We start from the raw sequence: 26355 nt of genomic DNA on the forward strand, positions 1-26355 counted from the left end.
AACGGGGGTCAGTCCCGTAAAAGCCTCAGTTTTTTTATAGAAATGTAAATGGATTTGTATCTGTTTCAGAAACAAAGATATTCACGTCAAACTTTTTATCGTTACACATTGATGTCAGTTTTCTCGTGACGCCTTCTTTCATGATTTTTTCTGCGTAATGGCCCGGATCAACCACATTTAGGCCAAGCATCATCGCATCATGGGCCACATGGAAGTATAAATCTCCTGTGACGTAAACATCGGCTCCCTTTCGTTTTGCATGATGAATATACTTGTTTCCATCTCCGCCAAGAACAGCTACCTTTTTCACCATGCTGTCAGCATCCCCCACCATTCTGACACCATTGACGTCAAGCTTGTCTTTCACAAATAAAGCGAATTCCTTGAGCGTCATCTCAGTTTTAAGGGTTCCGACACGGCCGAGCCCTTTTTCGGCGGGAGTCTGTTCGACAGGATAGATATCGTAAGCGACTTCTTCATATGGATGGCTTTTTATCATTGCGTTGATAACAGCTTTTTCGATGCTTTTAGGAAATACAGTCTCAAGTCTTACTTCATGAACAAGCTCAAGCTCTCCCACTTCACCGATAAAAGGCTTAGCTCCGTCCAATGGCTTAAAGCTGCCGATTCCTTCAGATGAAAACGCGCAATGGCTGTATTCACCGATATGGCCGGCCCCCACATTTCCGACCGCGGCTCTGACCTGCTCTTCATATTCCTTCGGCACGTAAACTGCCAGCTTTTTCAGAGGATCCGTATAAGTAGGTGCCAGCACTTCCGTCTCACTCAGCTCTAATGCTTCAGCAAGCAAATCATTCACGCCGCCGTCCGCAACGTCTAAATTTGTATGAGCTGCATAAACAGCAATATCATGCTTCAAACACTTTTCAATTAACCTTCCGGCAGGCTGATCTGTTGAAATATGCTTTAGCGGCCGGAAAATAGGAGGATGGTGTGCAATAATCAAGTCAACCTCTTTTTCAATCGCTTCATCGATAACGCTCTCTAACACATCAAGTGTAACCATCACATTTTTAATTGGTTTGTTTAAAGTGCCGATTTGCAGGCCGATTTTATCTCCTTCAACCGCATAGGCTTTCGGAGAAAATTGTTCAAACAGCTGGATGATCTGCTGCCCATTTACACTTTTATCCATGATCGATTACCTCCTTTAACAGCTCCATTCGATCGGAGAGCTCCTTTAATTTTTGTTTGTTTTGCTCTGTATCCGCCGCTTGGCTGATCTGTTCATAAATGCTTTGAGTGTGCTGAAGCTCTTGTGTCCACTTTTTCAAAAAGACAGCATTTTTTTCTTTTGCCAAGAAAGGGCCGACGAGCATCCCGGCTGATAAAGAAATACCGTCATAAGCCGCATCCCTGTCTCCCGCTTCTGCTACCAGCACCTCATAGCACTTTCCGTCCTCTTCAAGGATTACCTCATCTATCAGCGCATATCCTTCTTTATAAAGCCACTCCCTGATATGAACAGCATGAATATTCGGCTGTAAAATGAGCCGTTCCTTCCCCGTTAATTTGTCTTTGCCCGCTTCTAAAATGTGAGCGATCAAAGCCCCGCCCATTCCGGCAATCGTAATGGCATCAGCTTCACCTTTTTTAATCACTTCCAGTCCGTCTCCCTGCCTTACAGAAATGTGCGAGTTTAAGCCTGATTTTTCAACCTGCCGCTTTGCAGACAAAAATGGGCCGTCTGTTATTTCTCCGGCAATCGCCCCGCTGGCTTTATGATTCAGCACCGCATAACAAGGAAGGTATGCGTGATCAGAGCCGATATCGGCCATCACCGCTCCATTCGGTATGTACTCCGCTACTGTTTGCAATCGTTTAGATAATTTTAATTCGTTCACTTGTCATCACAACTTTTCTCAATCATTTTTTCCTTTACTATCATATAAAAAATCAGCCCGGAATCCAAGCTGAAGCAAATGATTTTGAGATTATTTCTTTTGATGCGGGTCTGCACGCGGCAGTCAAAAATAAAAGGCTGTCGAGAACATCTCGGCGGCCTGTGAATGTATAAAGAGAAAAATGGTTTTTTTATTTAATTTTTGATACCCACTCTGCCATATCATCCAGCTTATCGGCCGGAACAAGACCGGAAGGCATTCCATTACCGCCTTTTTCGATCTTTGTTTTAATTTCAGCGACATCTTTCTTATCCCCTACACCCTTTAAGCTCGGACCCGAAACGCCTTCATAATTTTCACCGTGGCATGCGATGCAGTTTGCCTTGTAAATTTCTTCTGGTGAAGCGTTTGCATCTTTCTTTTCAGCAGATTTGCTTTCTCCTCCGCTTGCAATCTCCCGAGAGTCATCAAGTCCTTTTACTGATAAAAAGAAAGTTAGACCAATTCCTAAAACAGCGATCAGCAAAAATGGAATAAGCGGGTTCCATTTCATTTCCCTTCCCCCTTTTTGATCCTTCCCCCTATGTAAACACTTCTAATTCTAACTTATTTTTACAAAAAGTAAATGGATTGCTATACAAAAGTTTTTTATTCACACTTTATACAAAATTGAATTGAAACATGCCTAAATCTCTAATATCCTTTTTATTCTATTGTATAATGTATTGTATACGCTTACAATAGAAAATATGGAATTAGATTTTGAAATTTTTCATCACAATGTTCATTTGCAAATGACATCATTTTTCAGTAAAATAAAGGCATATTATCCATATATCTTTTTAAAAAAGAAGAACGGATCATCAAGACCCGTTCCATCTTATTCGAGGAAATCTTTCAAACGTTTACTTCTGCTAGGATGTCTTAGTTTCCGCAACGCTTTGGCTTCGATTTGTCGAATACGCTCTCTCGTTACTCCAAATACTTTGCCGACCTCTTCTAATGTTCTTGTACGGCCGTCATCAAGACCGAATCGAAGACGCAATACATTTTCTTCACGATCAGTTAACGTATCAAGCACATCTTCCAGCTGCTCTTTCAATAGCTCGTATGCGGCGTGGTCAGAAGGTGAAGTTGCTTCTTGGTCTTCAATGAAATCACCAAGGTGCGAGTCATCCTCTTCACCGATCGGTGTTTCCAGCGATACCGGCTCTTGAGCAATCTTTAAGATTTCGCGTACTTTTTCAGGCGTTAAATCCATATCTTCCGCAATTTCTTCAGGTGTTGGTTCTCTGCCTAAGTCTTGCAGTAATTGACGCTGTACACGGATTAATTTATTAATGGTTTCAACCATATGAACGGGAATCCGGATCGTTCTCGCCTGATCGGCAATGGCGCGTGTAATCGCCTGTCTGATCCACCACGTAGCATACGTACTGAATTTATAACCTTTGCGATAATCAAATTTTTCAACGGCTTTCATCAGGCCCATGTTTCCTTCCTGGATCAGATCAAGGAACAGCATACCGCGTCCGACATACCGTTTTGCGATACTGACAACAAGCCGCAGGTTCGCTTCAGCCAATCTGCGTTTAGATTCTTCGTCACCTTCTTCAATCTTTTGAGCGTAGGCGATTTCTTCTTTTGCAGAAAGAAGGTTAACCCGACCGATTTCCTTTAAATACATACGAACTGGGTCATTGATTTTAACGCCAGGCGGTACACTTAGGTCATTAAGGTCAAATTCTTCTTCGGCTTTGGCAAGCTGCTGAATATTAGGATCTTCTGTTTCTTCATTCTCACTAATTAATTCAACACCTTGTTCACCTAAAAATTCATAATACTCATCCATTTGGTCTGATTCAATTTCAAAGCTGGACATACGCTCAGCAATTTCTTCATATGTCAAAACGCCACGTTTTTTACCAGACTCTGTTAATTGCTCTTTTACTTGGTCGAATGTTAATTCTGTCTCGTGGGTTTGTTTATCAGCCATTATGGATCCCTCCTTCCAAAGCTTGCAACGAATTCTATAAGCGGTATGATTCTTATTCGGTCCATTCAGGCGTTTTCTATGTGAACTGCCTTTAACAATGTGCGAATAATGAAATGACAATTCATGATGAGGTTAAGCGATCTATTTGCTCCTCCGCAAGGAATCATTGCCAATAAATGCTCCTCATCAGTTCTCCAGTTATTTTAAAGATCGGTTCAATGTAACGATTTCTTGAGCCAGAGAAGCAGCTCTTAAAAAATCTTTTTGCCTTTCGGCTTCGGCTCTTTCCGCCTCTTTTTCTTTTATCATTGACCAATTTCTTTGATTCAACACTTTTTTTACATAATCTGATAACTCGGCTTCGCTAAGCTCTTGACTAACCTGAAGCATTAATATATCAGACAAGAGCTGGCTTATATGATCATCCGTCACCCTGGCCATCAGATGCTGAGGCGTCAGCTCGGCTCCCTCTTCATAAAAAGCATAAAGATAGGCGGCTAATGCCCGGTGCTCATCAATATTAAATTGAAACCCTACCCGGTCAATCACTTTTTTGATGACGCTCCGATCTCGAAGCATGTGAGCGAGTAACAGCCTTTCTGCATTTTCATACGCCGGACGCAAACGTTTTTGCCTTGCTTTTGTCGTCAGATGCGCTCGCCGCGTTTTTGTTTCACCGCTATTGTCAGCAGGTTTGTTTTGCTTGCTGAAAACAGACAGCTGCTCAGTTAAAGACTCCTGTGAAAGCGAAAACTCTGAAGCAAGCTGCTTTACATAGACTTCCTGCTCTAGAGACCCTGAAAGCGTGCTGATTTCTTTCAGTACGTCTTTAATGTAAGCTAGTCGGTCGCCTTCATCGGACAGGTTCTTTCCTTTTCGGAAATATTGCATTTTGAACGCCATTACGGTGACACTGGCGTCAATAATGTCGTTTTTAAATTTTTCCCCGCCGAATTTTTTGATGTAATCATCAGGGTCCAATCCGTCAGGAATCATTGCAACTCTGACTTTGCAGCCTTTTTTTTGCAGAAGCTCCGAAGCTTTTAAGGTGGCTTCATAACCGGCTTTATCAGAGTCATAGCAAAGAATGATTTCTTCGACGTTTCTTCTCAGGATCTTGACATGATCATCTGTAAGCGATGTTCCCATCGTGGCTATGCTTTCTTTTACACCCGAGCTTACGGCCGATATGACATCAGCAAACCCTTCAAATAAGACTGCTCTTTCCTGCTTTCTGATATGAAGGCGGGCCTTATAAAAATTGTAAAGCAGTTTACTTTTATGAAAGAGCGGGGTTTCAGGACTGTTCATATACTTAGGCTGCTGGCTGCCAAGAGCCCTGCCTGAGAAAGCAACAACAGCCCCGTGATGATCATGAATCGGAAACATGACACGGTTTCTGAAGCGGTCGAAATATCCGCTTCCGTCTTCGCGTCTGATCAGGAGACCCGCTTTTTCCATTTGCGCCTCACTAAATCCCCTCTTTACAAGGAATTTCGTAATAAAGTCCCAAGAATCAAGAGCATAGCCAATCTGAAATTCATCAATCAGCTCTTTCGTAAAGCCCCTAGAAAGCAGATAATCCAGTGCCTCTTGACCTTCTTTTGTATTTATCAACAAATGATGGTAAAATTTCTTCAGGAGCTCATGTGCCTCAGCCATTTTTTGTTCTCCAGAAGACTCTGGCCGGGCTCCGGAATGGACTGTTATATCATCTGGAAAATCAATTTGGTATTTGTCAGCAAGGTGAGAAACCGACTCGGCAAATGAGTAGCCTTCCATCTGCCTTAAAAAAGAGAAAACATTGCCGCCCGCTCCGCAGCCAAAGCAATGAAAAATCTGTTTGTCGGGCGATACGGAAAACGAAGGTGTGCTTTCTCCATGAAAAGGACAGAGTCCAAAGTAGTTTCGTCCTTGCTTCTTTAATTGAACATAATCACCTATGACTTCAACGATATCTGCCGACTTTTGCACCTGATCCACAATTTCATCTGGTATCCGATTTCCCATCTTATAACACTCCGTAGTACATTATTCGATGCTTTAGTGCAAAAAATCCCTTCATCGTTCGACAGGATTTTTTGCAGCAGTGTAATAAATCGTTCTCGATCTTCTTTATTCAATTTTTTAGGCCCTTTGGCATATACGCCTTTTCTTCTTTGTTTGCCGGAAAAATGACGGCCCTCTAGGGCAAAATCAATCGTGTCTTCTTTGTAAAGACGACCTCTTTCCGACATAACGGAGACATTTCTGTTCAACAGCAGAGATGCTAATCCGATGTCCTGCGTCACAACAATATCTCCCGGTTTCACGTGATTTGCGATATATAAATCAGCAGCTTCTTTATGAGGATCAACATACTTCCATTTTTCTTCATTGCTTCTGGAAAGCTGATAATGTTCAAATGAAGCGACAAAAAGAACTTGAACTTCATACTCGGATGCTGTTTGTAAAATTTCATCTTTTACCGGACAAGCATCAGCATCGACAAAAATCGTCTTTTCTTGTTCATTAAGAAGAGTAATTCTCCATCCCTCCATTAAACTCCTGCATAAAAGCAAGCAAAATCGCACATCCTTTATTATTGCGGATGTATATGAATTTGTCGAAAAATTTCCGGGAGAAATTCTTGACATCTTACCCATAATAGTTTATTCGTATCACACGATCCTTAAACCTAAAATTAATCATTTTATCACAATTTTTTATTATAATACAAACTTCACAAAGATGCTATTGTTTTTCATTATTCCCTTTTGGCACAGCCAAAAACCCAGGATAGAGCGTCCTGAGTTATATGTTTTTTGTTTTGAGATGATGGATAATATTTGCTGTTTCCTCAACCGCTTTATTTGAAACATCAACAACCTGGCAGCCGATCCGATCCACAATCTTTTCGAAATACTCGAGTTCCTCTTTGATTCTGTTGATATTTGCATAAATCGCTTTATCATTAAGCCCGAGTGATTTTAAACGTTCTTTTCTGATATGATTCAGTTTATCAGGGCTAATCTTTAAACCGATGCATTTTTTCGGATCAACGTTAAAGAGTTCTTCCGGCGGATCAACCTCCGGTACAATCGGAACATTGGCAACCTTCAGGCGTTTGTGTGCGAGATATTGAGACAGCGGTGTTTTAGACGTTCTTGACACGCCGATCAAAACGATATCAGCTTTTAAAATCCCTCTTGGATCACGTCCATCATCGTATTTAACTGCAAACTCGATGGCCTCCACTTTTTTGAAATAATCTTCATCAAGCTGGCGCACCCGCCCCGGTTCGTATTTCGCTGTTAAACCGTAGGCTGTTTCCATTTTATCAATCAACGGGCCGATAATATCATAATATAAAACATTTGCTTTTTCCGCTTCGGCTATCAAATATTCTCTGATTTCCGGCACCACGAGTGTAAAACAGATAATGCCGCCGTCTGCCTTTGCAAGTGAAATCACTTCATTGATAGTGCCTATATCTTCAACATAAGGAATTCTTCTTACATGAGTATCATCCGCCGATCCGTTAAATTGGCTGAGTGCTGCTTTTACTACCAATTCAGCCGTTTCACCGACGGAATCCGATACAACATAGATGATGCGGTTATTCATATTATCCCCCCGTTAGTTTGCAATCTTATAGGATTTCATTTTCAGATAAACTGACAAGTATTTTGGTCATATTTGTTTTTGTCACTCTGCCGATCACTTCAAAGCCTTTATCGGTGTCTTTGATGACAGGCAGTGCATCAATTTGTTTTTCTATTAAGTGCTTTGCAATGTCCATCACATAATCCTCGCGTCTGCACACCGTAATGTTCGGCATCCTTGTCATGATGATGTGAACAGGGACCGATGTAAGCTCCTGCTGGCCAATGCTCGCTCTGAGCAAGTCTTTTCGTGAAAGCACCCCGACTAAAACAGCATCGCGGTCCACCACAAACAGAGTACCTACATCTTCTAAAAACATGGTGCAAATCGCATCGTACACAGAAACGTTTTCGTGAATCACTACGGGGATAGATTGAAAGTCTTTCACCTGAAGCTTTTTGAGTTTATCCGCCAAAAGCTGTGTGCCGGTTTTTCCCGTATAGAAATAACCGACTCTCGGGCGCGCCTCGAGGAATCCTGACATGGTGAGTATGGCTAAATCCGGGCGCAATGTCGCCCTGGTTAGGTTCAGCTTTTCTGCAATATGCTCCCCTGTAATCGGCCCGTTTTCTTTTACAATCTGCAAAATATGTTCTTGCCGTTTATTTAGTTCGATCGTACTCACCACCTTTTCACTTCATAGCTATGTAAAGAAATAATAATCCATATTATAACGTAAATATCTTGTAATCAAACAAAAAACTTATAAATGGGGAAAAGACGATTACCGATCACACAGCAACCGCCTTTTCTCTCTTTATTTTACAATAAGGGCATTCATATTCGCAAAGGACTTGATCTCATCCGCCAAGCTTACCATTTGCGCTAAACGATTTGCCTTTAATGACTCATTATCCGCTATAACCATTGTATGATCGAAGTAAGCATCGATCGGTTCTTTTAAGGCTGCAAGTGAAGCAAGCGCCGCCTCATAATCTTTTTTGCTGAAGTTTTCCTGCAGATTTTGCTTCGCTGTTTGGTAGGCATCAAACAGTTTTGCTTCGTATTCATTTTCAAACAGATCAGGCTGAATGTCTCCGCGGACTCCTTTTTTGCTGATAGAGATCACTCGGCCTAACGCTTCGGCTGTTTCCTTAAAGCCAGGTGCACCAAGCTTTTGCTCCAGTACTTGTGCTTTATGCAGCGCAGAATACGGCTCAAGCTCAGAGCTTTCCAGCACGGCGTCAATGACATCATGTCTGATTTGTTCAGCATTCAAGACATATTTCAAGCGCTGAGTGAAGAAATCCAGCAGTTCAATTTCTTTATCGGTTTGTACGAAAGTTAGCAGCTCTTCAAATGAAATTCCCCAGTTGCGGTCAAGAAGAATCGCAACAATACCGCTAGCTTGGCGGCGCAGTCCGTAAGGGTCCTGGGAACCGGTCGGAATTACGCCGATAGAGAAGAATGAAGCGATTGTGTCAAGCTTATCCGCCATTGCTACAACAGCTCCGGTGAAAGTAGAAGGCGTTTCTCCGCCCGCTGATCTAGGCATATAATGTTCATTAACTGCCGCAGCCACAGCTTCATCTTCGCCAAGCATTCTCGCATACTTTTCGCCCATAATTCCTTGAAGTTCAGGGAATTCATATATCATATGCGTCACAAGGTCGAATTTAGAAATTTCAGCAGCCCGCTTCACATGTTTTAATGTATCTTCATCAGCCTGAAGACGAACGGCAAGTTTCTCTGCGATTGATGTGACTCTTCTAACCTTATCAGCAAGAGAACCAAGCTCTTCATGGAAAACGATATTTTCAAGCTTCTTCACATTTGCATCAATGTTTAGTTTCTGATCTTCCTTGTAGAAGAATGAAGCATCAGATAAACGTGCGCGCAGCACTTTTTCATTGCCTCGGGCCACATTTTCAATCGCGTGGCTGTTGCCGTTTCGGACTGTGATAAAGTGAGGCAGCAGGTCACCGTTTTTGTCTTTGACAGGGAAGTAGCGCTGATGCTCTTTCATTGTCGTGACAAGCACTTCTTCAGGAATTGACAGAAACTCCGATTCAAATGAACCGTAAAGAGCTGTCGGGTATTCTACTAAATGATTCACTTCATCAAGAAGGTCTTCGTCAACTGGAATGCTCCAATTGTTTTCAGCAGCCATTGCTTCCAGCTGAGATTGAATCATTTGCTTTCGGACGCTAGGATCAGCAATAACATGCTGTTCTTTCAGCTGCTCTTCATAAGCTGAAGGTGATTCAATTGACACTTCATGTCCGAGGAAACGATGTCCCTGTGTTGTCCGTCCAGACTCAACGTTTGTGATCGAAAATGGAATGACATCCTGTCCAAATAATGCGACAATCCATTTGATCGGTCGGATATAACGCAAATCTTCATTTCCCCAGCGCATGTTTTTCGGGAAATGCAAGCTTGTAATTAAACCGCTCAATTCTGGCAGAAGCGACTTCGTTTCTTGGCCGGCTTGGAATTTTTGCACGAATACATACTCTATGCCTTTTACTTCTTTGATGTACAGGTCTTCCACATTCGCGCCTTGGCCTTTTGAAAAGCCGATTGCCGCTTTTGTCCAGTTCCCGTCCGCATCAAGGGCAATTTTTTTCGCAGGTCCTTTTGCTTCTTCTTTTATATCATCCTGCTTTTCTGCGACACCCTTAACGAACACAGCAAGACGTCTCGGTGTATTGAAGAGTTTCACTTCACCGTGAGTAATATTTTTTTCTTTAAGCCAGCCTGTCAGCTTGTCGCCAAGCTGAACCATGCTTTCATTCAAAAAGCGCGCCGGCATTTCCTCTAATCCGATCTCTAAAAGTAAATCCTGTTTACTCATGAGAAGAACCCTCCCCTTTAAGCATTGGGAACCCTAGTTTTTCTCGTTCCTCATAATAGGTTTTTGCTACTTTTCTAGCTAAATTCCGCACTCTTGCGATATAGCCCGTCCGCTCGGTAACAGAGATCGCACCTTTGGCGTCAAGCAGATTGAAGGTGTGCGAGCATTTCAGCACATAGTCATACGCTGGATGAACAAGTCCGTTATCCATTTGCTTGATCGCTTCTTTTTCATATGTGCTGAACAATTGGAACAGCATATCGACGTCTGATGTTTCAAACGTATAAACAGAATGCTCATATTCAGCCATCATGAATAAATCTTTTACTGTAAACCCTGACGTCCATTCCAAGTCAAACACGTTTTCTTTATCCTGGATATAAGACGCGAGACGCTCAATTCCATACGTAATCTCTACAGAAACGGGTTTACACTCTAATCCCCCGACCTGCTGGAAATACGTAAATTGTGTTATTTCCATTCCGTCAAGCCAAACTTCCCAGCCTAGACCCGCGCAGCCTAAAGACGGATTCTCCCAGTTGTCTTCAACAAAGCGAATATCGTGCTCAAGCGGATCAATTCCAAGAGCACGCAAGGAATCCAAATACAGCTCTTGAATGTTATCAGGTGACGGTTTAATAATGACCTGGAACTGATGATGCTGATACAGTCTGTTCGGGTTCTCCCCGTAGCGGCCGTCTGCCGGACGTCTGGAAGGCTCTACATAAGCCACTTTCCACGGCTCAGGACCGATACTGCGCAAAAATGTATACGGGCTCATCGTGCCGGCTCCTTTTTCTACATCGTAAGCCTGCATAAGCACACAGCCCTGACTGGACCAATGCTTTTGCAAGGTTAGAATCATGTCTTGAATATTCATTTCAAGCACCTCCACTTTTCTTTCATAAGTTGACTGCGGCAGCAACCAAAAAACTCCCGTCTCTATGCTTGCCAGCCGCAAACATAGGGACGAGAGTTCTCCCGCGGTTCCACCCTAGTTGCTGAGAACAAAATCCCAGCCTCTTTTTTTAAAATTGCTCAAGAATGCCTTTCGTTGCGTGCTCATCCTTAGCTTACACCGCCCTAAGGTCGCTTTCATGAGGTAAACGCAAGTACTTCTTTCTCTCACTGCAACATATTTTATAATAAATGATCATATAAAAAGATGGACCAAATGTCAACTTTTGTTTTCACCCATAAGATGTTTCATGCTTTCCATTTGATCTAAAAAGCGCTTTGATTTTAAATACAATCCCGAATATTCTTCGTAATATAAATCAATCACTTGCTTTAATTCAGCTTTTGTTTCCTCTTTTAAGGACACATTGCCGAGCCTCGACAGATCAAAATAGTAAAAGAGTCTTAACAGCCTTGCCGTTTGCGGTTTGATCGGTATCCTGTAAGGATCTTTTTCAAAACAGCGGTGGCATATAAAACCATTATCACGAACAGAGAAATGAAAGGTTCCGTCTTGGCTCTTACAATGTACACAATGATTCAGCTCAGGATACAGGCCCATGACACCGAGCATCTTCATTTGAACAATGAAGGTGATAACATCCGGATCTGTTCCTTCATTCAGCTGTTTTAATGATTCTAATATGAATTCAAATAAATAAGGATTTGGCTTTTTTTCTTCTGTGCCTCTGTCGACTAACTCAGCAATATAGGCAGCATATGCTGTTAAAAACAAGTCTTCCCTGATGCCTCTCATGCTGAGGATCATTTCCCCCTGTTGAAGCGTTCCGAGGCCCGATGTTTTTTGCATTAAGAAAGAACCATACAAAAAGGGCTGGCTGACTGCTGATAAACGGCTGTTCGGTTTTTTGGCGCCTCGTGCCATAACACCTATTTTTCCGTGTTCTCTTGTCAGTAAAGTTACGATTTTATTCGTCTCTCCGTAATCATTTGTGCGAAGAACGATTCCTTCACATTTTGTCAGCATTTCCGCACCTTCCTCAAGCAGGAGCGGCCAAGAGGTTTATAAAATTGGATAATCAAATCGGGCTAGCTCATCTTCTAGTTCTTCGGGTCTTTCCATGTTCTCTTTTTCCAGTTCTTTAAAAAGAAGATACGTATCAACATTTCCTGTTTGAGAAAATACGTTCCAGGTAAAATTCAACACAAGAAACCCACCTTTCTGTAGTTAAACTAGCTTACCTAAACTCCAAATTCTTACCTTTATCTTGACCAGATGTCCTCCATTTCATGTTAAACAAAATTTGCTAATGTATCCCTGTTCCTGTGAGATAATGACACACACAGCTAGAGATTAATATTCGTCCTCTTTAAAGCCAAAATCGCGAAGCTGGGACATTTTATTACGCCAGTCTTTCTGCACTTTCACCCACAATTCAAGGTAGACACGGGAGCCCAACAGTGCTTCAATATCCGCTCTCGCTCTTTTTCCAACCTCTTTTAGAAGGCTTCCTTTTTTACCGATCACGATGCCTTTCTGGGAATCCCGCTCGACCACAATCGTTGCCGCTACGTGCACAGAACCGTTGTCCTGCCCTTTGATGGATTCGATGGCCACCGCAATGCTGTGCGGGATTTCTTCTCTCGTCAAATGCAGCACCTTTTCCCTGATTAATTCAGAAATGATAAATCGCTCAGGGTGGTCAGTTACCTGGTCACTCGGATAGAATTGCGGCCCTTCCGGCAAATACGCTTCAATCTGAGCGAGCAAGGTTTCGATGTTATTTCCTTCTAAAGCAGAAATCGGAACAATTTCCTTAAAAGGATAACGTTTGCGGTATTCGTCAATTAGCAGAAGCAATTGGTCGGGATGAATTTTATCGATTTTGTTTACGATTAAGAATACAGGCGTAGACATCGTCTGCAATTTCTCAATGATGAATTCGTCGCCCTTCCCGTAGCCTTCCTCAGCATTGATCATAAACAAGATCAAATCGACTTCTTTTAATGTATTTTGCGCCACTTTCATCATAAAGTCCCCAAGCTTATGCTTAGGTTTATGAATCCCAGGTGTGTCAATAAAAATGGTTTGTGATGTGCCTGTCGTCAGTACTCCTTGCACCTTGTTTCTCGTCGTTTGGGGCTTATCGCTCATGATCGCGATTTTCTGTCCAATGACTCTGTTCAAAAATGTAGATTTTCCTACGTTTGGTCTTCCAATAATGGATACAAATCCTGATTTAAAGCTTTCGTTCGTCATGTAAATCCTCCGATGAAAATGCGCCTGGCAATAATTCTTCCACAGTCATTTCTTTTATTTGTCCTTGTAAATTAGTCAGTACGACAATAACGTCTTTTGTGCAAAGCTCAGAAATCACCTGGCGGCAGGCTCCGCACGGAGATACCGGTCCAGGGGTGTCAGCCGCAACGGCCAGCATCTGAAACTCTGTATCCCCTTCAGAAACAGCTTTAAATAAAGCGGTACGCTCGGCGCAATTGCACATGCTGTATGCCGCGTTCTCAATGTTGCAGCCTCTGTACACTTTTCCATCCTTGGTAAGAAGAGCGGCTCCTACTTGGAATTTGGAATACGGCGCATATGCCATATCACGCGCTTTTAAAGCTTCTGTTATTAATTCTTGTCTGTTCATGTGTACATTCCTCTCTTACCTATAATGGTACCGCTATCACTTTATATTTTACATAATCGCGCGCTTTTTTTCACGCCCATTTCTAAAAATGTAAAATAAATGTAAGAATTTTCAGCCATTACAGCTTTGGCAAAAAAATAAGTAAACCAATGATACACGAAATCACGGCAAAAACGCAAACAGCCCCGGCGGCAGCGTCCTTAGCCGCTTTAGCAAGAGGGTGATGTTTGTCAGTTATTAAATCAACCGTATGTTCAATGGCTGTATTTAAAAGCTCAAGCGAAAACATACCGCCAATCAAAAGGAATATAATCATCCACTCAATCATGCTGAGCTCTACAAGGAAGCCGCAAATGAGTACAGCGCAGGCGGCTGCGGCATGAAATTGGAAATTCCGCTCCGTCCGCGCTGTTTCCCAGATGCCCCGGCCTGCATGCACGAAGCTTTTGAAGAATCGCTTCAGCTCATTTCTATGATCTTTTGAGTCCATAAGCGTCCAGCAATTCCTTTTGCTTAGTAAACATCTCCTCTTCTTCCTCTTTCGTCAAATGGTCATATCCTAAAAGGTGCAGAAATCCGTGTACAGCTAGAAATCCGAGCTCTCTTTTAAAAGAATGATTATACTCCTCTGCCTGCTCTCTTGTGCGATCGGCACTGATGATAATATCACCTAAAACCGGAGGCATTTCGGCGCCCACGATTTCGATCTCGCCTTCTCCCTCTTCTTCAAGAGCAAATGAGATGACATCTGTCGGAGCATCCTTTCCCCGGTATTCTTTGTTAATCTGATGTATGTCATCATTGGAAACAATCGTGACAGAAACTTCAGCCTGATCCTGAACGCCTTCACGCTCAGCGGCAAATTGAAGCAGATTTTCTACTTCTTTGAGCATCTCTTCTGAGACGCTTCCTGTTTCATCAACGATATCAATCAGTAAACTCATCTATTTCACCTTCTTAGTAGCCTCCGGATATTCAATCCGGGAGTGGAAAATTCCTTTTAATGTTGCACAGAGCGTTTTTGCGATTGTATCCAGCTCTTTAAATGTCAAATCGCATTCACTGAACTGTCCGTCCTGAAGCTTATCGGATATAATACCCCGGACAAGCTTTTCAATTCGTTCAGGATTTGGATTGTGCATGGATCTGACGGCCGCTTCAACACTGTCGGCCACTGATATAATTGCGGCTTCCTTTGACTGCGGCTTCGGCCCCGGATAACGGAACTCTTCCTCTGTAATCTGGTCGCCTTTTTCCTTCGCTTTATAGTAAAAAAACTTTAAAAGCGAGGTTCCATGATGCTGCTCAGCAATATCGACAAGCTCTTTCGGAAATTTATAGCTTCTCAGCATATTCGCACCGTCTGTCGTATGCGAGATAATAATATTTTTACTTAACTGAGGTGACAGCTTGTCATGCGGATTGTCAATATTCATTTGGTTTTCAATAAAATATTGCGGGCGCTTTGTTTTTCCGAGATCGTGATAATATGCGCCGACTCTTGCAAGCAAACCATTAGCCCCAACCGCTTCACAGGCTGCCTCTGATAAATTGGCAACCATTACACTGTGATGATATGTACCTGGTGTTTCCGTCAGTATTTTGCGCAATAGCGGATGGTTAGGATTAGACAGCTCGAGCAGCCTCATGGTGGATAAAATGCCAAAGCCCGTCTCAAAAAACGGCATCAGGCCGATGATCAATACAGATGAAGCAAACCCCGACACAACCCCCATGAGCATTAACGTGCCGATTTCAAGACCCGACAGCGCAGTGTTCTGGATCAATAATAAGGATAGAACGACAACCATATTAATAAACGCCACGAAAAGTCCGGTCTGCAAAATCTTTGATCTTGCATTGTGTTTTCCTAAAAATAATACACCTGAAATGCCGCTGATCAAATAATAAATCCCTATGACATAATTGAATGTTCCTGTCACACCCTGATTAAACATCATACTTCCGCAAATCGCAAGAATGATACTTCCCAAAATGGCAATGCGTTCATTCATCAGCAGTTTGATTAAGATGGCGCCGGCCGCAATGGGGACCAGATAGCCGATATTATTATACTCCATCTTCTGAAACAAACTGACAACCTCCATGATCACAAGCAAAAGTGTTGTGATAATCGAGAATAACAGAATGGATTGGTTTTTAAACTTCAGATTTTGTTTCTGTTTTTCAAAATAATATACAAGTGTTGCAATGAAAAGTCCGATCATAATCAATAGCCCGCTGATCGGTTTAAAGAGATTTGAGTTATTTAATAACCCGGTCAGCTCAAGTTTCCTGTACACTTCCCGATCAATGAGGTCATTTTCTTCCACAAGCACTTGTCCCTGTTTGATTTGAACCTGCTGGACATTGTCTGAAGCTTCCTGCCGTTTTGCCTCTGTTGCTTTCGGATCAAAGACGTAATTCGGAATAATAGCAAAACGCCCGATTTCTGTCGCAGCTCCCAAGTATTTAGACGGAATAGAATTGCTCTTTAGCTCTTTTTCTACCTTATCCTTTGCATCAGATAGTTTATCCGAAGGGATTTCACTGCTCATGACCGTATTTACTGCGGTAATGACCGTATCTCTGACAAAAGAAAAGTCTTCACTGTCTGCTTTCAGCAATGTCTTAATTGAGTCCTCGGATATGGAATCATTCACATCTGACGTCAATTTATCCTTTACGGATTTGACCATTGATTTTTCCGATGGTGATTTGCTGCCTTCTTCCGATGATTTTTTCACTTCACTGATACTGTCGAATATTGATGACACAAGGTCAATCCGATTATCTGTGTATTCTTTTTTTAATGTATATTGATCCTCAACCGCGTCCTCAGCGGCTTGCTTTTTTTCCTCTGTGGCTTTTTGATCTTCCACGGTTGCCGGAGCATAAATGGTCTTGTCGCTGACTGAAAACAGGTCTAAATCAAGTGTTTCCGGCTTAACATGTACAAAGAGCAAAGCAAACATAATGGCAGCCAGCAGAAGATACAGCAGTACATGCATGGAGCGGGCATTTTTAAAACTGCTCCATTTTTTTGAGCTGCTTTTGGTCTTAGCCTTCTTTTTCAACACAAGAACCTCCTCTTGAAACATCAAGCCAATAAGCAATCATAAAAATGACCCGATAACGCGCGATCGGGTCATTCAGCATTAATTTTGCTTATCGTATGCTTCAATAATTTTCGCAACAAGCGGATGTCTGACCACGTCTGTCTGGTCTAGCTCAATCATAGAAATGCCGTCTATTCCTTTCAGCATCTCCTTCGCTACTGCAAGTCCCGATTTGACGCCTTTCGGCAGATCAATTTGGCTAACGTCACCTGTAATGATCATTTTAGAGCCAAAACCCAGTCTCGTCAAAAACATTTTCATTTGAGCAGGCGTGGTATTCTGTGCTTCATCAAGTATAACATAAGCATCATCGAGCGTCCGTCCCCTCATATATGCGAGCGGAGCAATTTCAATGATGCCTCTTTCCATCAGACGTTCTGTATGATCTGCCCCAAGCACATCATGGAGAGCGTCATACAGCGGGCGCAAATAAGGATCTACTTTTTCTTTTAGGTCACCTGGGAGAAAACCAAGGCTTTCACCAGCTTCCACGGCAGGTCTTGTTAAAATGATTTTTTTGATATGTCCGTTTTTTAAAGCATGGACTGCTTTTACGACAGCCAGGTACGTTTTCCCGGTTCCCGCCGGACCAATGCCGAATACAAGGTCATTCCGCTTCATAGCGGCCACGTATTCCCGCTGTCCCATTGTTTTTACACGGATTGATTTGCCTTTTGCGTTTTTTGTAATTTCTTCTTCATACATGCTTTCAAAGTATTCAAGTTCATTCTTCTTTGCCATTTTGATGGCGTAAATCACATCACGTTCAGAGATCTCTATCCCCTTGCGAATTAAAGCGAGGAGCGATCCCAGCAGCCTGTCTGCAATCTGAAACGATTCATCATCGCCTGAAACATAAATCGTCTCGCCGCGCGTAATGATATTTACATTCAGATCTTTCTCCATCAATTTCAAAAAAGAATCTTGGTTCCCGAAGAGTGAAAGCGCCTCGTCCGGGTTTTTCAGTTTTTGATTCATCGCAAGTAAATGTTCTGTCATTCTTCAGTCTCCCTGACAATAGGTGTGGTTTGAACGATATCTTCTATAACTTGGTAGAGAATAATCAACTTTACTTTACCATTCTCAACAGTCTGGTGCAAAACTTTTTCACTTTTCACCTCGCCGTTTTCGCCTATTTTATCCTCTACATCCTGTTTACCCAATTTAATGCCTTCTTGAACTGCTTCTTCTTTCGTATATTTTCGCAAAGCCTCTTCACTTTCTCTCGTTTGCTCTTTGACATAGGATACAGGGAGCTTAAATCCGAGAAAATGAAGCGAATGCTTTTCTTGTTCTGTTTTTGGATGCTTCAATTCCTCTTTTTTAAACGTCATCCCCCAGATCGGGATTGCCAAAGAACCAAAAGAAAGCTTGTGCTTTGTCCTTACTTTGCCCGTATAGACGTTAAATAATGTTTCAAGCGGGACAGTCACTTCTGATCTATACCAGGTTTCTCCGTAAATTTCTGCTTTTGAGGCGACTTCCTGCTGATGGTCTTCGCTGCCGATCAGTCCCGAAACAAGCAGCTGACCCTTTTCAACATGATCGTGTATGGCAGCCATGGGCTGTCCTTTTTGCACAAACATTCTCGTAATGGTTGCTTTCTTTTTGGCGACAATATTGCGCGGGCTAACATACTTTTCTTTTTCGGGCTCATTTTTCTCCACAACTTTCATGTGAATGGTCGTCCCCTTCAGATCAACTCCGACCCAAGTGATATTGTCTATTCCATTGGTTAATGATTTCTGTATTTTTTCGGGCGACATCATTAAAAACTGCAGACGGCCCTTTTTGACGCCGATTTCATTAAGATGCTGCCTCATTTGATGTTCTGTTTCAGGCTTAGCGCCTGTCACATCAATTTTCCACACCATATTGGACAGCAAAAACAAAAGAATGAAAAAAATCGCAAAACCGATCGTAAACCCTATATTCAGCTTTGATTTCAGCAACAGGAAGGGAAATCCCTTCCGATTGATAAATCGGGCTTTACATTTAAATTTACTTCTTACCCGCCGAAAGGCATGTACATCCTGAAGCTGTATATATAACGATACGGCTTCTTTCTTTTTTTTGACATGAAAGACCGGAATCCCCTGTCTTGTGCATTCATTAAGGAGCCGCTCAATCCCTCTTCCCGTCAATTCAAGCTGGACCTTACCCGAAAAAAAAGACAGCCATTTATTTTTCACAACATTTCCCCCTCGGCTTTATGACTCAACATATCGAACGACATCAATCGTACCCTCCAAAAGTATCTCTTCCGGAAGAATCGCCTTGATGACAAAATTTTTACCAGATATGATGCACTGGCCCTGCTTCAGCATCAGCCGCACTTCATTCTCACTGAAAAGCAAAAGGCCTCTGTGGTTTTCTATGTAGATATGAAGTCTGCCAACCATTGTAATCCTCGGCAGATCCATCATAACGTCCGGGGGAATTTCCAATGCTCTTGTCAGCCAAGCTTTCATACGATTCTTTCTTTGCCCCATACAAAAAGAACCCCCTTTCATCTCATATGTATGATTTGAAAGGAGGTTCTAACACTTTAATTTTTACGGGCCGGGCGCATCGTACGGTGAGGTTTTTTCGCCCGTGGAGGTCCGAACACCTCTCCTAGAACGATCCCCTGTACGACGGTGTCTTTATTCACCTGAAGCATTTTTTGTTTTGTGTATACTGTTTTTTGTTTGGCAGCAGCAAGATCTCGTTCCAGCCCTTTCAGGTTTCTTGCTGTTTCCCTGCGTCTTTCTTCCGCTTCCCGTCTTGCCTGTTCCATACGGTTAGGGATAGGTGCAGGGACATCTTCTTTTGACTGCTTCTTTTGAGGAGATACAGATTGCACGTGTTGAGTTTTTTTTCTTTTTTGGCTGTTTTGCTTTTCTTCTTTGCTCTTTTTGCCGAAAATCGCAGAAATGATTCCGATGATCGCTGCAATAATAAGCGGATTGGTCAGTAAATCTTCCATCAGCGTTCTCCTTCTTAGAGAGATTATGATTTGCGGTCTTCATCCGAAGGGTCTTTCGTCAGCTTCCCGAATGAATCACGCATTTCTGTGTCAGCATCGATGTTCTTGATATTCATGTAATCCATGACGCCAATATTCCCTTCACGCAAAGCTTCTGCCATCGCAAGCGGCACTTCCGCCTCGGCTTCTACCACTTTCGCGCGCATTTCTTCTACGCGGGCGCGCATTTCCTGTTCTTGAGCGACAGCCATCGCACGTCGTTCTTCCGCTTTTGCCTGCGCGATGTTTTTATCAGCCTCAGCCTGATCGGTTTGTAAAATTGCACCGATGTTTTTGCCGATATCTACATCTGCAATATCAATTGAGAGAATTTCAAACGCAGTTCCTGAGTCCAATCCTTTTCCAAGGACTGTCTGAGAAATCATGTCAGGGTTTTCAAGCACTTTTTTATGATTGCCAGATGAACCGATTGTAGAAACGATCCCCTCACCTACACGAGCTACAATGGTTTCTTCTCCTGCTCCCCCGACGAGGCGCTCGATATTCGCTCTTACTGTGATTCTCGCTTTCGCTTTCACTTCAATCCCGTCCATTGCGACACCGGCAATGAACGGTGTTTCAATCACCTTAGGATTAACGCTCATTTGAACAGCTTCCAACACGTCCCGGCCTGCAAGATCAATGGCAGCACAGCGCTTGAATGTGAGTTCAATGTTAGCTCGCTGAGCGGCGATAAGCGCGTTGACGACTCTGTCAACATTACCTCCAGCCAGATAGTGGCTTTCAAGCTGGTTTGTTCCAACATTAAGTCCCGCTTTATGCGCTTTAATCAGCGGGTTAACAACCCGATTCGGAATGACACGGCGAAGCCTCATCCCAACTAGAGTGAAAATGCTGATTTTCACTCCGGCTGCCAAAGCTGAAATCCAAAGCATTACAGGCACAAATGTAAAAAATACTGCCAAAACAATGATCGCTACTGCGACAATTGCCAGAATCATAAGTGTTGACGGATCCATATAACTTCTCCTCGTTTCTATTTAAATTTCTCTCACGACAATGCGTGAGCCTTCTACTTTAATCACTTTTACTTTTTTATCTTTTTCTGTAAACGATCCCTCCGAAACAACGTCAAGGCGTTCATCATCAATAATCACGGTACCGGAAGGACGCAGCGGTGTAAAGGTTATACCCACTTTTCCCATTAAGTCCGTGCGCGTTTGATTTGAAACGTAGCCGCTCTCCGTGTTTGTAGAATCATTTAATATCAATTTCTTAAAGAATTTCATACGCTTTCCCAACACCCTTGCCAGTAAAATAAAAGCTGTAATCGAAACAGCTGAGGCGATCAAGAGAGAAACCGCCATGACAGTGAAGCTCCCCGCGGCTAAAAACAGGCTCGCAATAATCGCTCCCAAACCCAGTAATCCAATGATTCCTCCGGGAAGGAAAATCTCAAGCAGGATGAGGATCACCCCTGCTATAAAGAGGAGAACCGTCTCATACCCGGCAAGGCCTGCTGCGAGATGCCCGTAAAAGAACAGCAATAACGCAATGAGTCCAGCCGTTCCAGGGAGGCCGACACCTGGGGAAAAAAGCTCCACCGTCAGACCTAAAAAAGTGATTGTCAGCAGAATAGGGACAATGACCGGATTCGTCAGCCACCTTGCCGTCTTTTCCGCAAAGCTCTCCTTTGCATAGCTGATCTGCGCCTTTTCGAACCCAAGCTTCTTTACGAGCGTGGATAAATTGTCAGCAGTGCCTTCTGAATAGCCTACCTCAATTGCCTTGTCTGCGTTAAGTGTCAGCAGATCTCCCTTAGGCGCGCCGACTTCCTTGGCATCTATATCCGGGTCAGCCATTGCGAGCGCATATTTTGGATCACGGTTATTTTTCACTGCGGCATCTTCCATCTCTGCCAGCCAAAGTGATTGGGCTTTTTGGTCAGCGGCATTGCCTTGGCCATCAACAATCGCGGCGGCTCCCATTTTTCCGCCAGGCGCCATATAAATGTGATCTGCTTGAAGTGCAATATATGCACCAGCAGACAACGCGCGTTTGTTGACATATGCAGTTATGGGGATCTCGCTTTCGGTTATCAAATCGGCCATATCAATAGCAGATTTGACCAATCCCCCCGGGGTATTGATATCAAGAATAATATGGTCTGCATGTGCATCCTTTGCGTCTTGTAACGAACGGGACAAAAACGAGGCGAGACCCTGTTCGACATTTTTTTCAACCGGAATCACATAAACAGTTTGTTTTTCTGCTTTTGCGTTCAGCTGTACGCCTAATAAAGAAAGTAAAAATATACCCAAAAGAGCAGCACGGAATCCTTTGATTTGAAGCAAGGGCGGTGTATCCCTCCTTCCTTTTATAATAAGTGCCTTCTCTTCATACGTAACAAATGTATCAAAGGTTTCATTTTTTTATGTATAAAAAAAGACATCTCTCTTAGAAAGATGTCCTTTTCTTTGCCATTTAAGACAGTTGACTGCTCACAAGCTTATTAATTAAACTTCCGTCAGCTTTACCTTTTACTTTAGGCATAATTGCCCCCATCACTTTGCCCATGTCCGCTTTTGAGCTCGCACCGACCTCCGCGATGGTTTCATTTACGATTGTACGCAGCTCTTCTTCTGACAGCTGCTCAGGTAAATAAACTTCTAAAATGTCCAGCTCTTTTTGAACTTTATCTACTAAATCTAAACGATTAGCGTTTGAAAATTCCTGGAGGGAGTCTTTACGTTGCTTAAGTTCACGAGAAAGGACAGTGAGTTCCTCATCCTCGGTCAAACTGTCTTTCTTAAGCTTAATTGCTTCATTTTGAAGTGAAGCCTTAACCATTCGAACGACAGTCAGTTTGTCTTTCTCACGGTTTTTCATATACAGCTTCATATCCTGGTTGAGACGCTCAAGAAGACTCATAAATCCACCCTCTTTTAGAATTTGCGTTTTCTAGCAGCTTCAGACTTTTTCTTGCGCTTTACGCTAGGTTTTTCATAAAATTCACGCTTTCTTGCTTCTTGCAAAGTACCTGTCTTTGATACACTGCGTTTGAAGCGACGAAGAGCATCTTCAAGCGATTCGTTTTTTCTAACGACCGTTTTTGACATTCTCTTTCCCTCCCTCCGAATACACCAATCGACTACCTTTAAGTTACACATATAAACATGTACTTTGACATTATAATATAAGCCATCAGTCAGGTCAACTAAGTGAGTTCACTTTTCCGTCATGAGTGCGACTGCCTGTCTATATAATGATAGAAAGGGGTTGGTGAATAGGATGTTAATTCTGATTAGCTTTACTGCTCTTATATTATTCTTTCTCACAGGCATGAACATGCTTCGAAAAGGCTTAATTTCTATGGCGTACTCAAAAATTGAAGATCGTTTGCTTTTATTTACAAACCATCCGTTAAAAGCGTTTCTTATCAGCATTGTATTTACGGGGATACTTCAGAGCAGTTCAGCCTTTATGGTCATTGTCATCGGCTTTGTAAGTGCGGGCGTTCTTTCTTTTAAGCGGACGATACCGATGATTCTGGGGACGAATGTTGGCTCTACTTTTACAACTGAATTTATTGCTATCAAAATGGATATTTTGATTTGGGTTCTTTTAATAGGAGGTTTATTGTTTTTTCTGACTGGCAGGCATCCTTTGAAACAGCTGGGAACAAGCTTCCTCGGACTGGGCATCATCTTCTTTTGCATCAGCGGATTCAGCCACCTTGCCGGGCCGCTGACGAAGCTGAAAACGGGAGCCGACGTTCTATACCATGTTAACGATTCAAACTGGTCCGCTTTGCTCATCGGCATGGTGTTAACTGCCATCATTCACTCCAGTTCTGTCTGTATCGGCATTTTGATGAGTTTTATGAATGAAGGGATTATCGGACTGACACAGGCGATGAGCGTCGTACTCGGATCCAATATCGGGACATGCATTACAGCTGTCATGGCTGCTGTATCCGGCGGATATGCGGCGAAACAGACAGCGTATGCGCATGTGGTATTTAACGTGCTAGGGGTGGCTCTAGTATTGCCTTTTCTGACCGCAGCGACCGGCTTTGTAGAGCAGTTATCACCCGATCCTGCCCAAAGGATTGCTCATTTCAGTCTTTTATTTAATGTAGTAACAGCTCTTTTATTTCTTCCGCTTACAAACTTGTTTTACCGATTGATTCACCTTCTTATCCCGGCTAAATAAAAAACCGGTACATTTTAATGCACCGATTTTTCAGGTTAAGAAGACAAACGCATGTGTTCAGTTATTTCATCCTCAACCACACGGACAAACTGTCCTTCGTTGTAAGGATAACCTGCTTTTAGGATTTTGACTTTTACGATTTTGCCGATCATATCTTCCGTGCCTTTGAAAACAACCTTCATATAGTTGTCTGTGTAACCGACAAACATGTTCTCTTCTTCTGTTTCTTTATAGGCTTCCTCAGGAATAATCTCAAGCACTTCATTTTCATACTGAGAAGCGTATTCCTTTGCAAGCTGGTCAGAAAGAGCAATCAGGCGGTGCACACGTTCGTTTTTCACGTTTTCATCCACTTGGTCTTCCATTCGCGCAGCTGGTGTTCCTGTACGTTTACTGTAAGGGAAAACATGCAGTTCAGAGAATTTATGTTCTTTAATAAAGTTATAGGTTTCCATAAATTCTTCTTCTGTTTCTCCAGGGAATCCGACGATGACATCAGAAGTAACAGCTAAGCCTGGCAGTGCTTTTATCAATTTATTTAAACGGTCTGCAAAGAATTCCATTGTATATTTGCGTCTCATCCGTTTAAGCACTGTGTTTGATCCGGATTGGATAGGAATATGCAGATGATTCACTATCTTATCTGAGCGGTCTAAGACCTCGATCACTTCGTCAGTGATTTGGCTGGCTTCGATTGAAGAAATTCTGATCCGTTTCACGCCTTCCACACGGGTGTCTAATTCGCTCAAAAGCTTCGCGAAGTTGTAATCTTTCATATCTTCGCCGTAGCCGCCTGTATGAATACCCGTAAGAACAATTTCCTTATATCCGGCATCGACAAGCTGCTGCGCTTGTTTAATGACTTCTTCAGGGTCGCGGGAGCGGAGCAGGCCGCGCGCCCACGGAATGATACAGAATGTGCAGAAATTATTGCAGCCCTCCTGTATTTTCAATGACGCTCTTGTCCGGTCCGTGAAAGCAGGCACATCTAGCTCTTCATAGACTCTTGCTTTCATGATGTTGCTGACGCCATTAATCGGCTGGCGTTCTTCTCGGTATTGGTCAATGTAGCCAAGCATTTTTTCACGGTCCTGTGTTCCGACTACAATGTCGACACCGGGGATCGCCATAATCTCAGCAGGTGAGGTTTGCGCGTAGCAGCCTGTGACACAGATGACACCGTCAGGATTTTGACGAATGGCGCGTCTGATCACTTGGCGGCTTTTTTTATCTCCCGTATTTGTAACCGTACATGTATTAATGACATATACATCAGCTGTTTGTTCAAAGTCTCTTCTTTCATAGCCCGCTTCTTTGAAAAGCTGCCAGATTGCTTCTGTTTCATAATGGTTGACTTTACAGCCAAGCGTATGGAAAGCAACAGTTGCCATTACTGATCACCTCTTAATAACTCTGTTTGATAAGAAATCGCGCTCAACGCGTATAGCGGAGCGGTTTCTGTCCTTAAAATTCTCGGTCCAAGGCCGCACGGCACACCGTCTTGCTCTGTGAGCCGTTCAACCTCCGCTTCTGTTAAACCGCCTTCGGGACCAAATACGATCAATAGAGATGATCCTTTCGGAAGGCTGCTTACAATCGCGCTGAATGCGCTTATTTCCCCTTGCTTCGATGACTCCTCGTATGCAACGACACATTTATCGAAATCCTGCATCCTTTGAAGAAGCTGCTGAAAAGAATGGACATCCATCACTCGCGGCACTTCGTTACGGTACGATTGTTCAGCCGCTTCCTTCGCAATTTTCGTCCATCTTTCCCGCTTTTTCTTTGCCTTTTTGTCATCCAGCTTGACAACAGAACGCGCGGCTTGGAAAGGAATAAAGGCATGAGCTCCGAGCTCAGTCCCCTTTTGGATAATCCATTCAAGCTTATCTCCTTTCGGAAGGCCGCTCGCAATATAGACCTTTATCGGAAGCTCTCTGTTTTCATTCGTCCATTCTATCACAAGGCAGGACACTTTATCTTTGGAAACAGATTGAAGTTCACATTTTGCCTCGAAGCCGTCTTGAGAGCAGCAGATAATCTGATCTCCCTCATTCATTCTCATCACGTTCACAATATGATGAACATCTTCGCCGGTAATCGAAAAAGCCGGCGCTTCCTCTATTTGCTGCTTCGTGAGCTCGATAAAATATCGTTGCATACGCTGTGACACCTACTAAC

Annotated in this window: 27 protein-coding genes, 1 pseudogene and 1 other annotated feature; of the genes and pseudogenes, 1 reads left to right on the forward strand and 27 read right to left on the reverse strand. The window is 42.9% G+C overall.

Annotation, left to right across the window (positions count from 1 at the left end):
• Window positions 1–34 precede the first annotated feature (34 nt).
• The 25 genes and pseudogenes from NSQ09_RS18530 to rpsU all read right to left on the reverse strand — a co-directional run bounded on the left by NSQ09_RS18530 (window position 35) and on the right by rpsU (window position 23078).
• Window positions 35–1156: a Nif3-like dinuclear metal center hexameric protein gene (locus NSQ09_RS18530; protein ID WP_017696273.1), complete on the reverse strand. Its 1122-nt coding sequence runs from the start codon at window positions 1154–1156 to the stop codon at window positions 35–37.
• Window positions 1149–1799, reverse strand: a complete 651-nt coding sequence (gene trmK, locus NSQ09_RS18535; RefSeq protein WP_014480286.1) for a tRNA (adenine(22)-N(1))-methyltransferase TrmK — start codon at window positions 1797–1799, stop codon at window positions 1149–1151. Before trmK ends, NSQ09_RS18530 begins: the two co-directional genes overlap by 8 nt.
• Window positions 1800–2055: 256 nt before the next feature.
• The gene (gene cccA / locus NSQ09_RS18540) at window positions 2056–2418 is read right to left on the reverse strand and encodes a cytochrome c550 (protein ID WP_003230068.1); all 363 of its coding nucleotides are present in this window, start codon (window positions 2416–2418) and stop codon (window positions 2056–2058) included.
• 327 nt (window positions 2419–2745) lie between these two features.
• A complete protein-coding gene (gene rpoD, locus NSQ09_RS18545; protein WP_003226225.1) occupies window positions 2746–3861 on the reverse strand; it encodes an RNA polymerase sigma factor RpoD in 1116 nt (371 codons plus the stop codon).
• Window positions 3862–4059: 198 nt separating this feature from the next.
• Window positions 4060–5871 carry a DNA primase gene (gene dnaG, locus NSQ09_RS18550; RefSeq protein WP_064671022.1) on the reverse strand — a complete coding sequence of 604 codons (1812 nt, stop codon included), beginning with the start codon at window positions 5869–5871 and terminating at the stop codon, window positions 4060–4062.
• A gap of 44 nt (window positions 5872–5915) precedes the next feature.
• Window positions 5916–6401, reverse strand: a pseudogene (locus tag NSQ09_RS18555) (YaiI/YqxD family protein); the annotation flags it as partial.
• Between the two features lie 253 nt (window positions 6402–6654).
• Window positions 6655–7467 carry a pyruvate, water dikinase regulatory protein gene (locus NSQ09_RS18560; protein WP_003230064.1) on the reverse strand — a complete coding sequence of 271 codons (813 nt, stop codon included), beginning with the start codon at window positions 7465–7467 and terminating at the stop codon, window positions 6655–6657.
• 25 nt (window positions 7468–7492) lie between these two features.
• Window positions 7493–8131 (reverse strand): transcriptional regulator CcpN, encoded by a 639-nt coding sequence (gene ccpN, locus NSQ09_RS18565; protein ID WP_003237058.1) that lies wholly within the window; start codon window positions 8129–8131, stop codon window positions 7493–7495.
• 132 nt (window positions 8132–8263) lie between these two features.
• Window positions 8264–10303 (reverse strand): glycine--tRNA ligase subunit beta, encoded by a 2040-nt coding sequence (gene glyS / locus NSQ09_RS18570; RefSeq protein WP_014480291.1) that lies wholly within the window; start codon window positions 10301–10303, stop codon window positions 8264–8266.
• Window positions 10296–11183: a glycine--tRNA ligase subunit alpha gene (gene glyQ, locus NSQ09_RS18575; protein WP_003226213.1), complete on the reverse strand. Its 888-nt coding sequence runs from the start codon at window positions 11181–11183 to the stop codon at window positions 10296–10298. The genes glyS and glyQ overlap by 8 nt, the downstream gene beginning before the upstream one ends.
• Before the next feature lie 82 nt (window positions 11184–11265).
• Window positions 11266–11441, reverse strand: a binding site (T-box leader).
• Between the two features lie 39 nt (window positions 11442–11480).
• Window positions 11481–12248 carry a DNA repair protein RecO gene (recO, locus tag NSQ09_RS18580; protein ID WP_014477369.1) on the reverse strand — a complete coding sequence of 256 codons (768 nt, stop codon included), beginning with the start codon at window positions 12246–12248 and terminating at the stop codon, window positions 11481–11483.
• A gap of 36 nt (window positions 12249–12284) precedes the next feature.
• Window positions 12285–12428 (reverse strand): YqzL family protein, encoded by a 144-nt coding sequence (locus NSQ09_RS18585; protein WP_003230053.1) that lies wholly within the window; start codon window positions 12426–12428, stop codon window positions 12285–12287.
• A gap of 147 nt (window positions 12429–12575) precedes the next feature.
• Window positions 12576–13481 (reverse strand): GTPase Era, encoded by a 906-nt coding sequence (era, locus tag NSQ09_RS18590; protein ID WP_003230051.1) that lies wholly within the window; start codon window positions 13479–13481, stop codon window positions 12576–12578.
• Entirely contained in the window at window positions 13462–13872 is a 411-nt protein-coding gene (locus tag NSQ09_RS18595) for a cytidine deaminase (protein WP_003230049.1), read from the reverse strand. Before NSQ09_RS18595 ends, era begins: the two co-directional genes overlap by 20 nt.
• A 118-nt stretch (window positions 13873–13990) precedes the next feature.
• Entirely contained in the window at window positions 13991–14362 is a 372-nt protein-coding gene (locus tag NSQ09_RS18600; RefSeq protein ID WP_015384119.1) for a diacylglycerol kinase family protein, read from the reverse strand.
• Window positions 14343–14816 (reverse strand): rRNA maturation RNase YbeY, encoded by a 474-nt coding sequence (gene ybeY / locus NSQ09_RS18605; protein ID WP_041333780.1) that lies wholly within the window; start codon window positions 14814–14816, stop codon window positions 14343–14345. Before ybeY ends, NSQ09_RS18600 begins: the two co-directional genes overlap by 20 nt.
• Window positions 14817–16952, reverse strand: coding sequence for a cyclic-di-AMP phosphodiesterase PgpH (gene pgpH / locus NSQ09_RS18610; protein WP_010886570.1), 2136 nt, complete (start codon window positions 16950–16952; stop codon window positions 14817–14819).
• A gap of 78 nt (window positions 16953–17030) precedes the next feature.
• A complete protein-coding gene (locus tag NSQ09_RS18615) occupies window positions 17031–17990 on the reverse strand; it encodes a PhoH family protein (protein WP_014477373.1) in 960 nt (319 codons plus the stop codon).
• A complete protein-coding gene (gene yqfD / locus NSQ09_RS18620) occupies window positions 17987–19183 on the reverse strand; it encodes a sporulation protein YqfD (RefSeq protein ID WP_003230033.1) in 1197 nt (398 codons plus the stop codon). Before yqfD ends, NSQ09_RS18615 begins: the two co-directional genes overlap by 4 nt.
• 18 nt (window positions 19184–19201) lie before the next feature.
• On the reverse strand, window positions 19202–19483 hold the full coding sequence (yqfC, locus tag NSQ09_RS18625) for a sporulation protein YqfC (RefSeq protein ID WP_003226191.1): 282 nt from the start codon (window positions 19481–19483) through the stop codon (window positions 19202–19204).
• Window positions 19484–19539: 56 nt separating this feature from the next.
• Entirely contained in the window at window positions 19540–19959 is a 420-nt protein-coding gene (locus tag NSQ09_RS18630) for a hypothetical protein (RefSeq protein ID WP_326233959.1), read from the reverse strand.
• Between the two features lie 23 nt (window positions 19960–19982).
• Entirely contained in the window at window positions 19983–20978 is a 996-nt protein-coding gene (gene floA, locus NSQ09_RS18635) for a flotillin-like protein FloA (RefSeq protein WP_341032347.1), read from the reverse strand.
• 21 nt (window positions 20979–20999) lie between these two features.
• Window positions 21000–22313, reverse strand: a complete 1314-nt coding sequence (locus NSQ09_RS18640) for an NfeD family protein (protein WP_041351689.1) — start codon at window positions 22311–22313, stop codon at window positions 21000–21002.
• A 130-nt stretch (window positions 22314–22443) separates the two neighbouring features.
• Window positions 22444–22890 carry a GatB/YqeY domain-containing protein gene (locus NSQ09_RS18645; RefSeq protein WP_003230022.1) on the reverse strand — a complete coding sequence of 149 codons (447 nt, stop codon included), beginning with the start codon at window positions 22888–22890 and terminating at the stop codon, window positions 22444–22446.
• Between the two features lie 14 nt (window positions 22891–22904).
• Window positions 22905–23078 (reverse strand): 30S ribosomal protein S21, encoded by a 174-nt coding sequence (gene rpsU / locus NSQ09_RS18650; RefSeq protein WP_003152957.1) that lies wholly within the window; start codon window positions 23076–23078, stop codon window positions 22905–22907.
• Between the two features lie 172 nt (window positions 23079–23250).
• On the opposite strand from rpsU, the gene NSQ09_RS18655 reads away from it, so the two are divergent.
• Entirely contained in the window at window positions 23251–24174 is a 924-nt protein-coding gene (locus tag NSQ09_RS18655; RefSeq protein WP_326233958.1) for a Na/Pi symporter, read from the forward strand.
• Between the two features lie 35 nt (window positions 24175–24209).
• Here the strand turns inward: NSQ09_RS18655 and mtaB are convergent, their stop codons facing one another.
• Both mtaB and NSQ09_RS18665 read right to left on the reverse strand, forming a co-directional pair.
• Complete coding sequence (gene mtaB / locus NSQ09_RS18660; RefSeq protein ID WP_341032356.1) at window positions 24210–25565, reverse strand: tRNA (N(6)-L-threonylcarbamoyladenosine(37)-C(2))-methylthiotransferase MtaB; 1356 nt, start codon at window positions 25563–25565, stop codon at window positions 24210–24212.
• Complete coding sequence (locus tag NSQ09_RS18665; protein WP_015251679.1) at window positions 25565–26335, reverse strand: 16S rRNA (uracil(1498)-N(3))-methyltransferase; 771 nt, start codon at window positions 26333–26335, stop codon at window positions 25565–25567. Before NSQ09_RS18665 ends, mtaB begins: the two co-directional genes overlap by 1 nt.
• Window positions 26336–26355 lie beyond the last annotated feature (20 nt).

This window comes from Bacillus sp. FSL W8-1202, from assembly GCF_038006165.1.
GTDB lineage: Bacteria > Bacillota > Bacilli > Bacillales > Bacillaceae > Bacillus > Bacillus subtilis.

Excerpts from the sequence above, each read along its gene's own strand:
- NSQ09_RS18530 (WP_017696273.1), bottom strand. The coding sequence starts at position 1,156 with ATGGATAAAAGTGTAAATGGGCAGCAGATCATCCAGCTGTTTGAACAA.
- trmK (WP_014480286.1), bottom strand. The coding sequence starts at position 1,799 with ATGGCCGATATCGGCTCTGATCACGCATACCTTCCTTGTTATGCGGTG.
- cccA (WP_003230068.1), bottom strand. The coding sequence starts at position 2,418 with ATGAAATGGAACCCGCTTATTCCATTTTTGCTGATCGCTGTTTTAGGA.
- rpoD (WP_003226225.1), bottom strand. The coding sequence starts at position 3,861 with ATGGCTGATAAACAAACCCACGAGACAGAATTAACATTCGACCAAGTA.
- dnaG (WP_064671022.1), bottom strand. The coding sequence starts at position 5,871 with ATGGGAAATCGGATACCAGATGAAATTGTGGATCAGGTGCAAAAGTCG.
- NSQ09_RS18560 (WP_003230064.1), bottom strand. The coding sequence starts at position 7,467 with ATGAATAACCGCATCATCTATGTTGTATCGGATTCCGTCGGTGAAACG.
- glyS (WP_014480291.1), bottom strand. The coding sequence starts at position 10,303 with ATGAGTAAACAGGATTTACTTTTAGAGATCGGATTAGAGGAAATGCCG.
- glyQ (WP_003226213.1), bottom strand. The coding sequence starts at position 11,183 with ATGAATATTCAAGACATGATTCTAACCTTGCAAAAGCATTGGTCCAGT.
- recO (WP_014477369.1), bottom strand. The coding sequence starts at position 12,248 with ATGCTGACAAAATGTGAAGGAATCGTTCTTCGCACAAATGATTACGGA.
- era (WP_003230051.1), bottom strand. The coding sequence starts at position 13,481 with ATGACGAACGAAAGCTTTAAATCAGGATTTGTATCCATTATTGGAAGA.
- NSQ09_RS18595 (WP_003230049.1), bottom strand. The coding sequence starts at position 13,872 with ATGAACAGACAAGAATTAATAACAGAAGCTTTAAAAGCGCGTGATATG.
- NSQ09_RS18600 (WP_015384119.1), bottom strand. The coding sequence starts at position 14,362 with ATGGACTCAAAAGATCATAGAAATGAGCTGAAGCGATTCTTCAAAAGC.
- ybeY (WP_041333780.1), bottom strand. The coding sequence starts at position 14,816 with ATGAGTTTACTGATTGATATCGTTGATGAAACAGGAAGCGTCTCAGAA.
- NSQ09_RS18615 (WP_014477373.1), bottom strand. The coding sequence starts at position 17,990 with ATGACAGAACATTTACTTGCGATGAATCAAAAACTGAAAAACCCGGAC.
- yqfC (WP_003226191.1), bottom strand. The coding sequence starts at position 19,483 with ATGGGGCAAAGAAAGAATCGTATGAAAGCTTGGCTGACAAGAGCATTG.
- NSQ09_RS18630 (WP_326233959.1), bottom strand. The coding sequence starts at position 19,959 with ATGGAAGATTTACTGACCAATCCGCTTATTATTGCAGCGATCATCGGA.
- floA (WP_341032347.1), bottom strand. The coding sequence starts at position 20,978 with ATGGATCCGTCAACACTTATGATTCTGGCAATTGTCGCAGTAGCGATC.
- NSQ09_RS18645 (WP_003230022.1), bottom strand. The coding sequence starts at position 22,890 with ATGAGTCTTCTTGAGCGTCTCAACCAGGATATGAAGCTGTATATGAAA.
- rpsU (WP_003152957.1), bottom strand. The coding sequence starts at position 23,078 with ATGTCAAAAACGGTCGTTAGAAAAAACGAATCGCTTGAAGATGCTCTT.
- NSQ09_RS18655 (WP_326233958.1), top strand. The coding sequence starts at position 23,251 with ATGTTAATTCTGATTAGCTTTACTGCTCTTATATTATTCTTTCTCACA.
- mtaB (WP_341032356.1), bottom strand. The coding sequence starts at position 25,565 with ATGGCAACTGTTGCTTTCCATACGCTTGGCTGTAAAGTCAACCATTAT.
- NSQ09_RS18665 (WP_015251679.1), bottom strand. The coding sequence starts at position 26,335 with ATGCAACGATATTTTATCGAGCTCACGAAGCAGCAAATAGAGGAAGCG.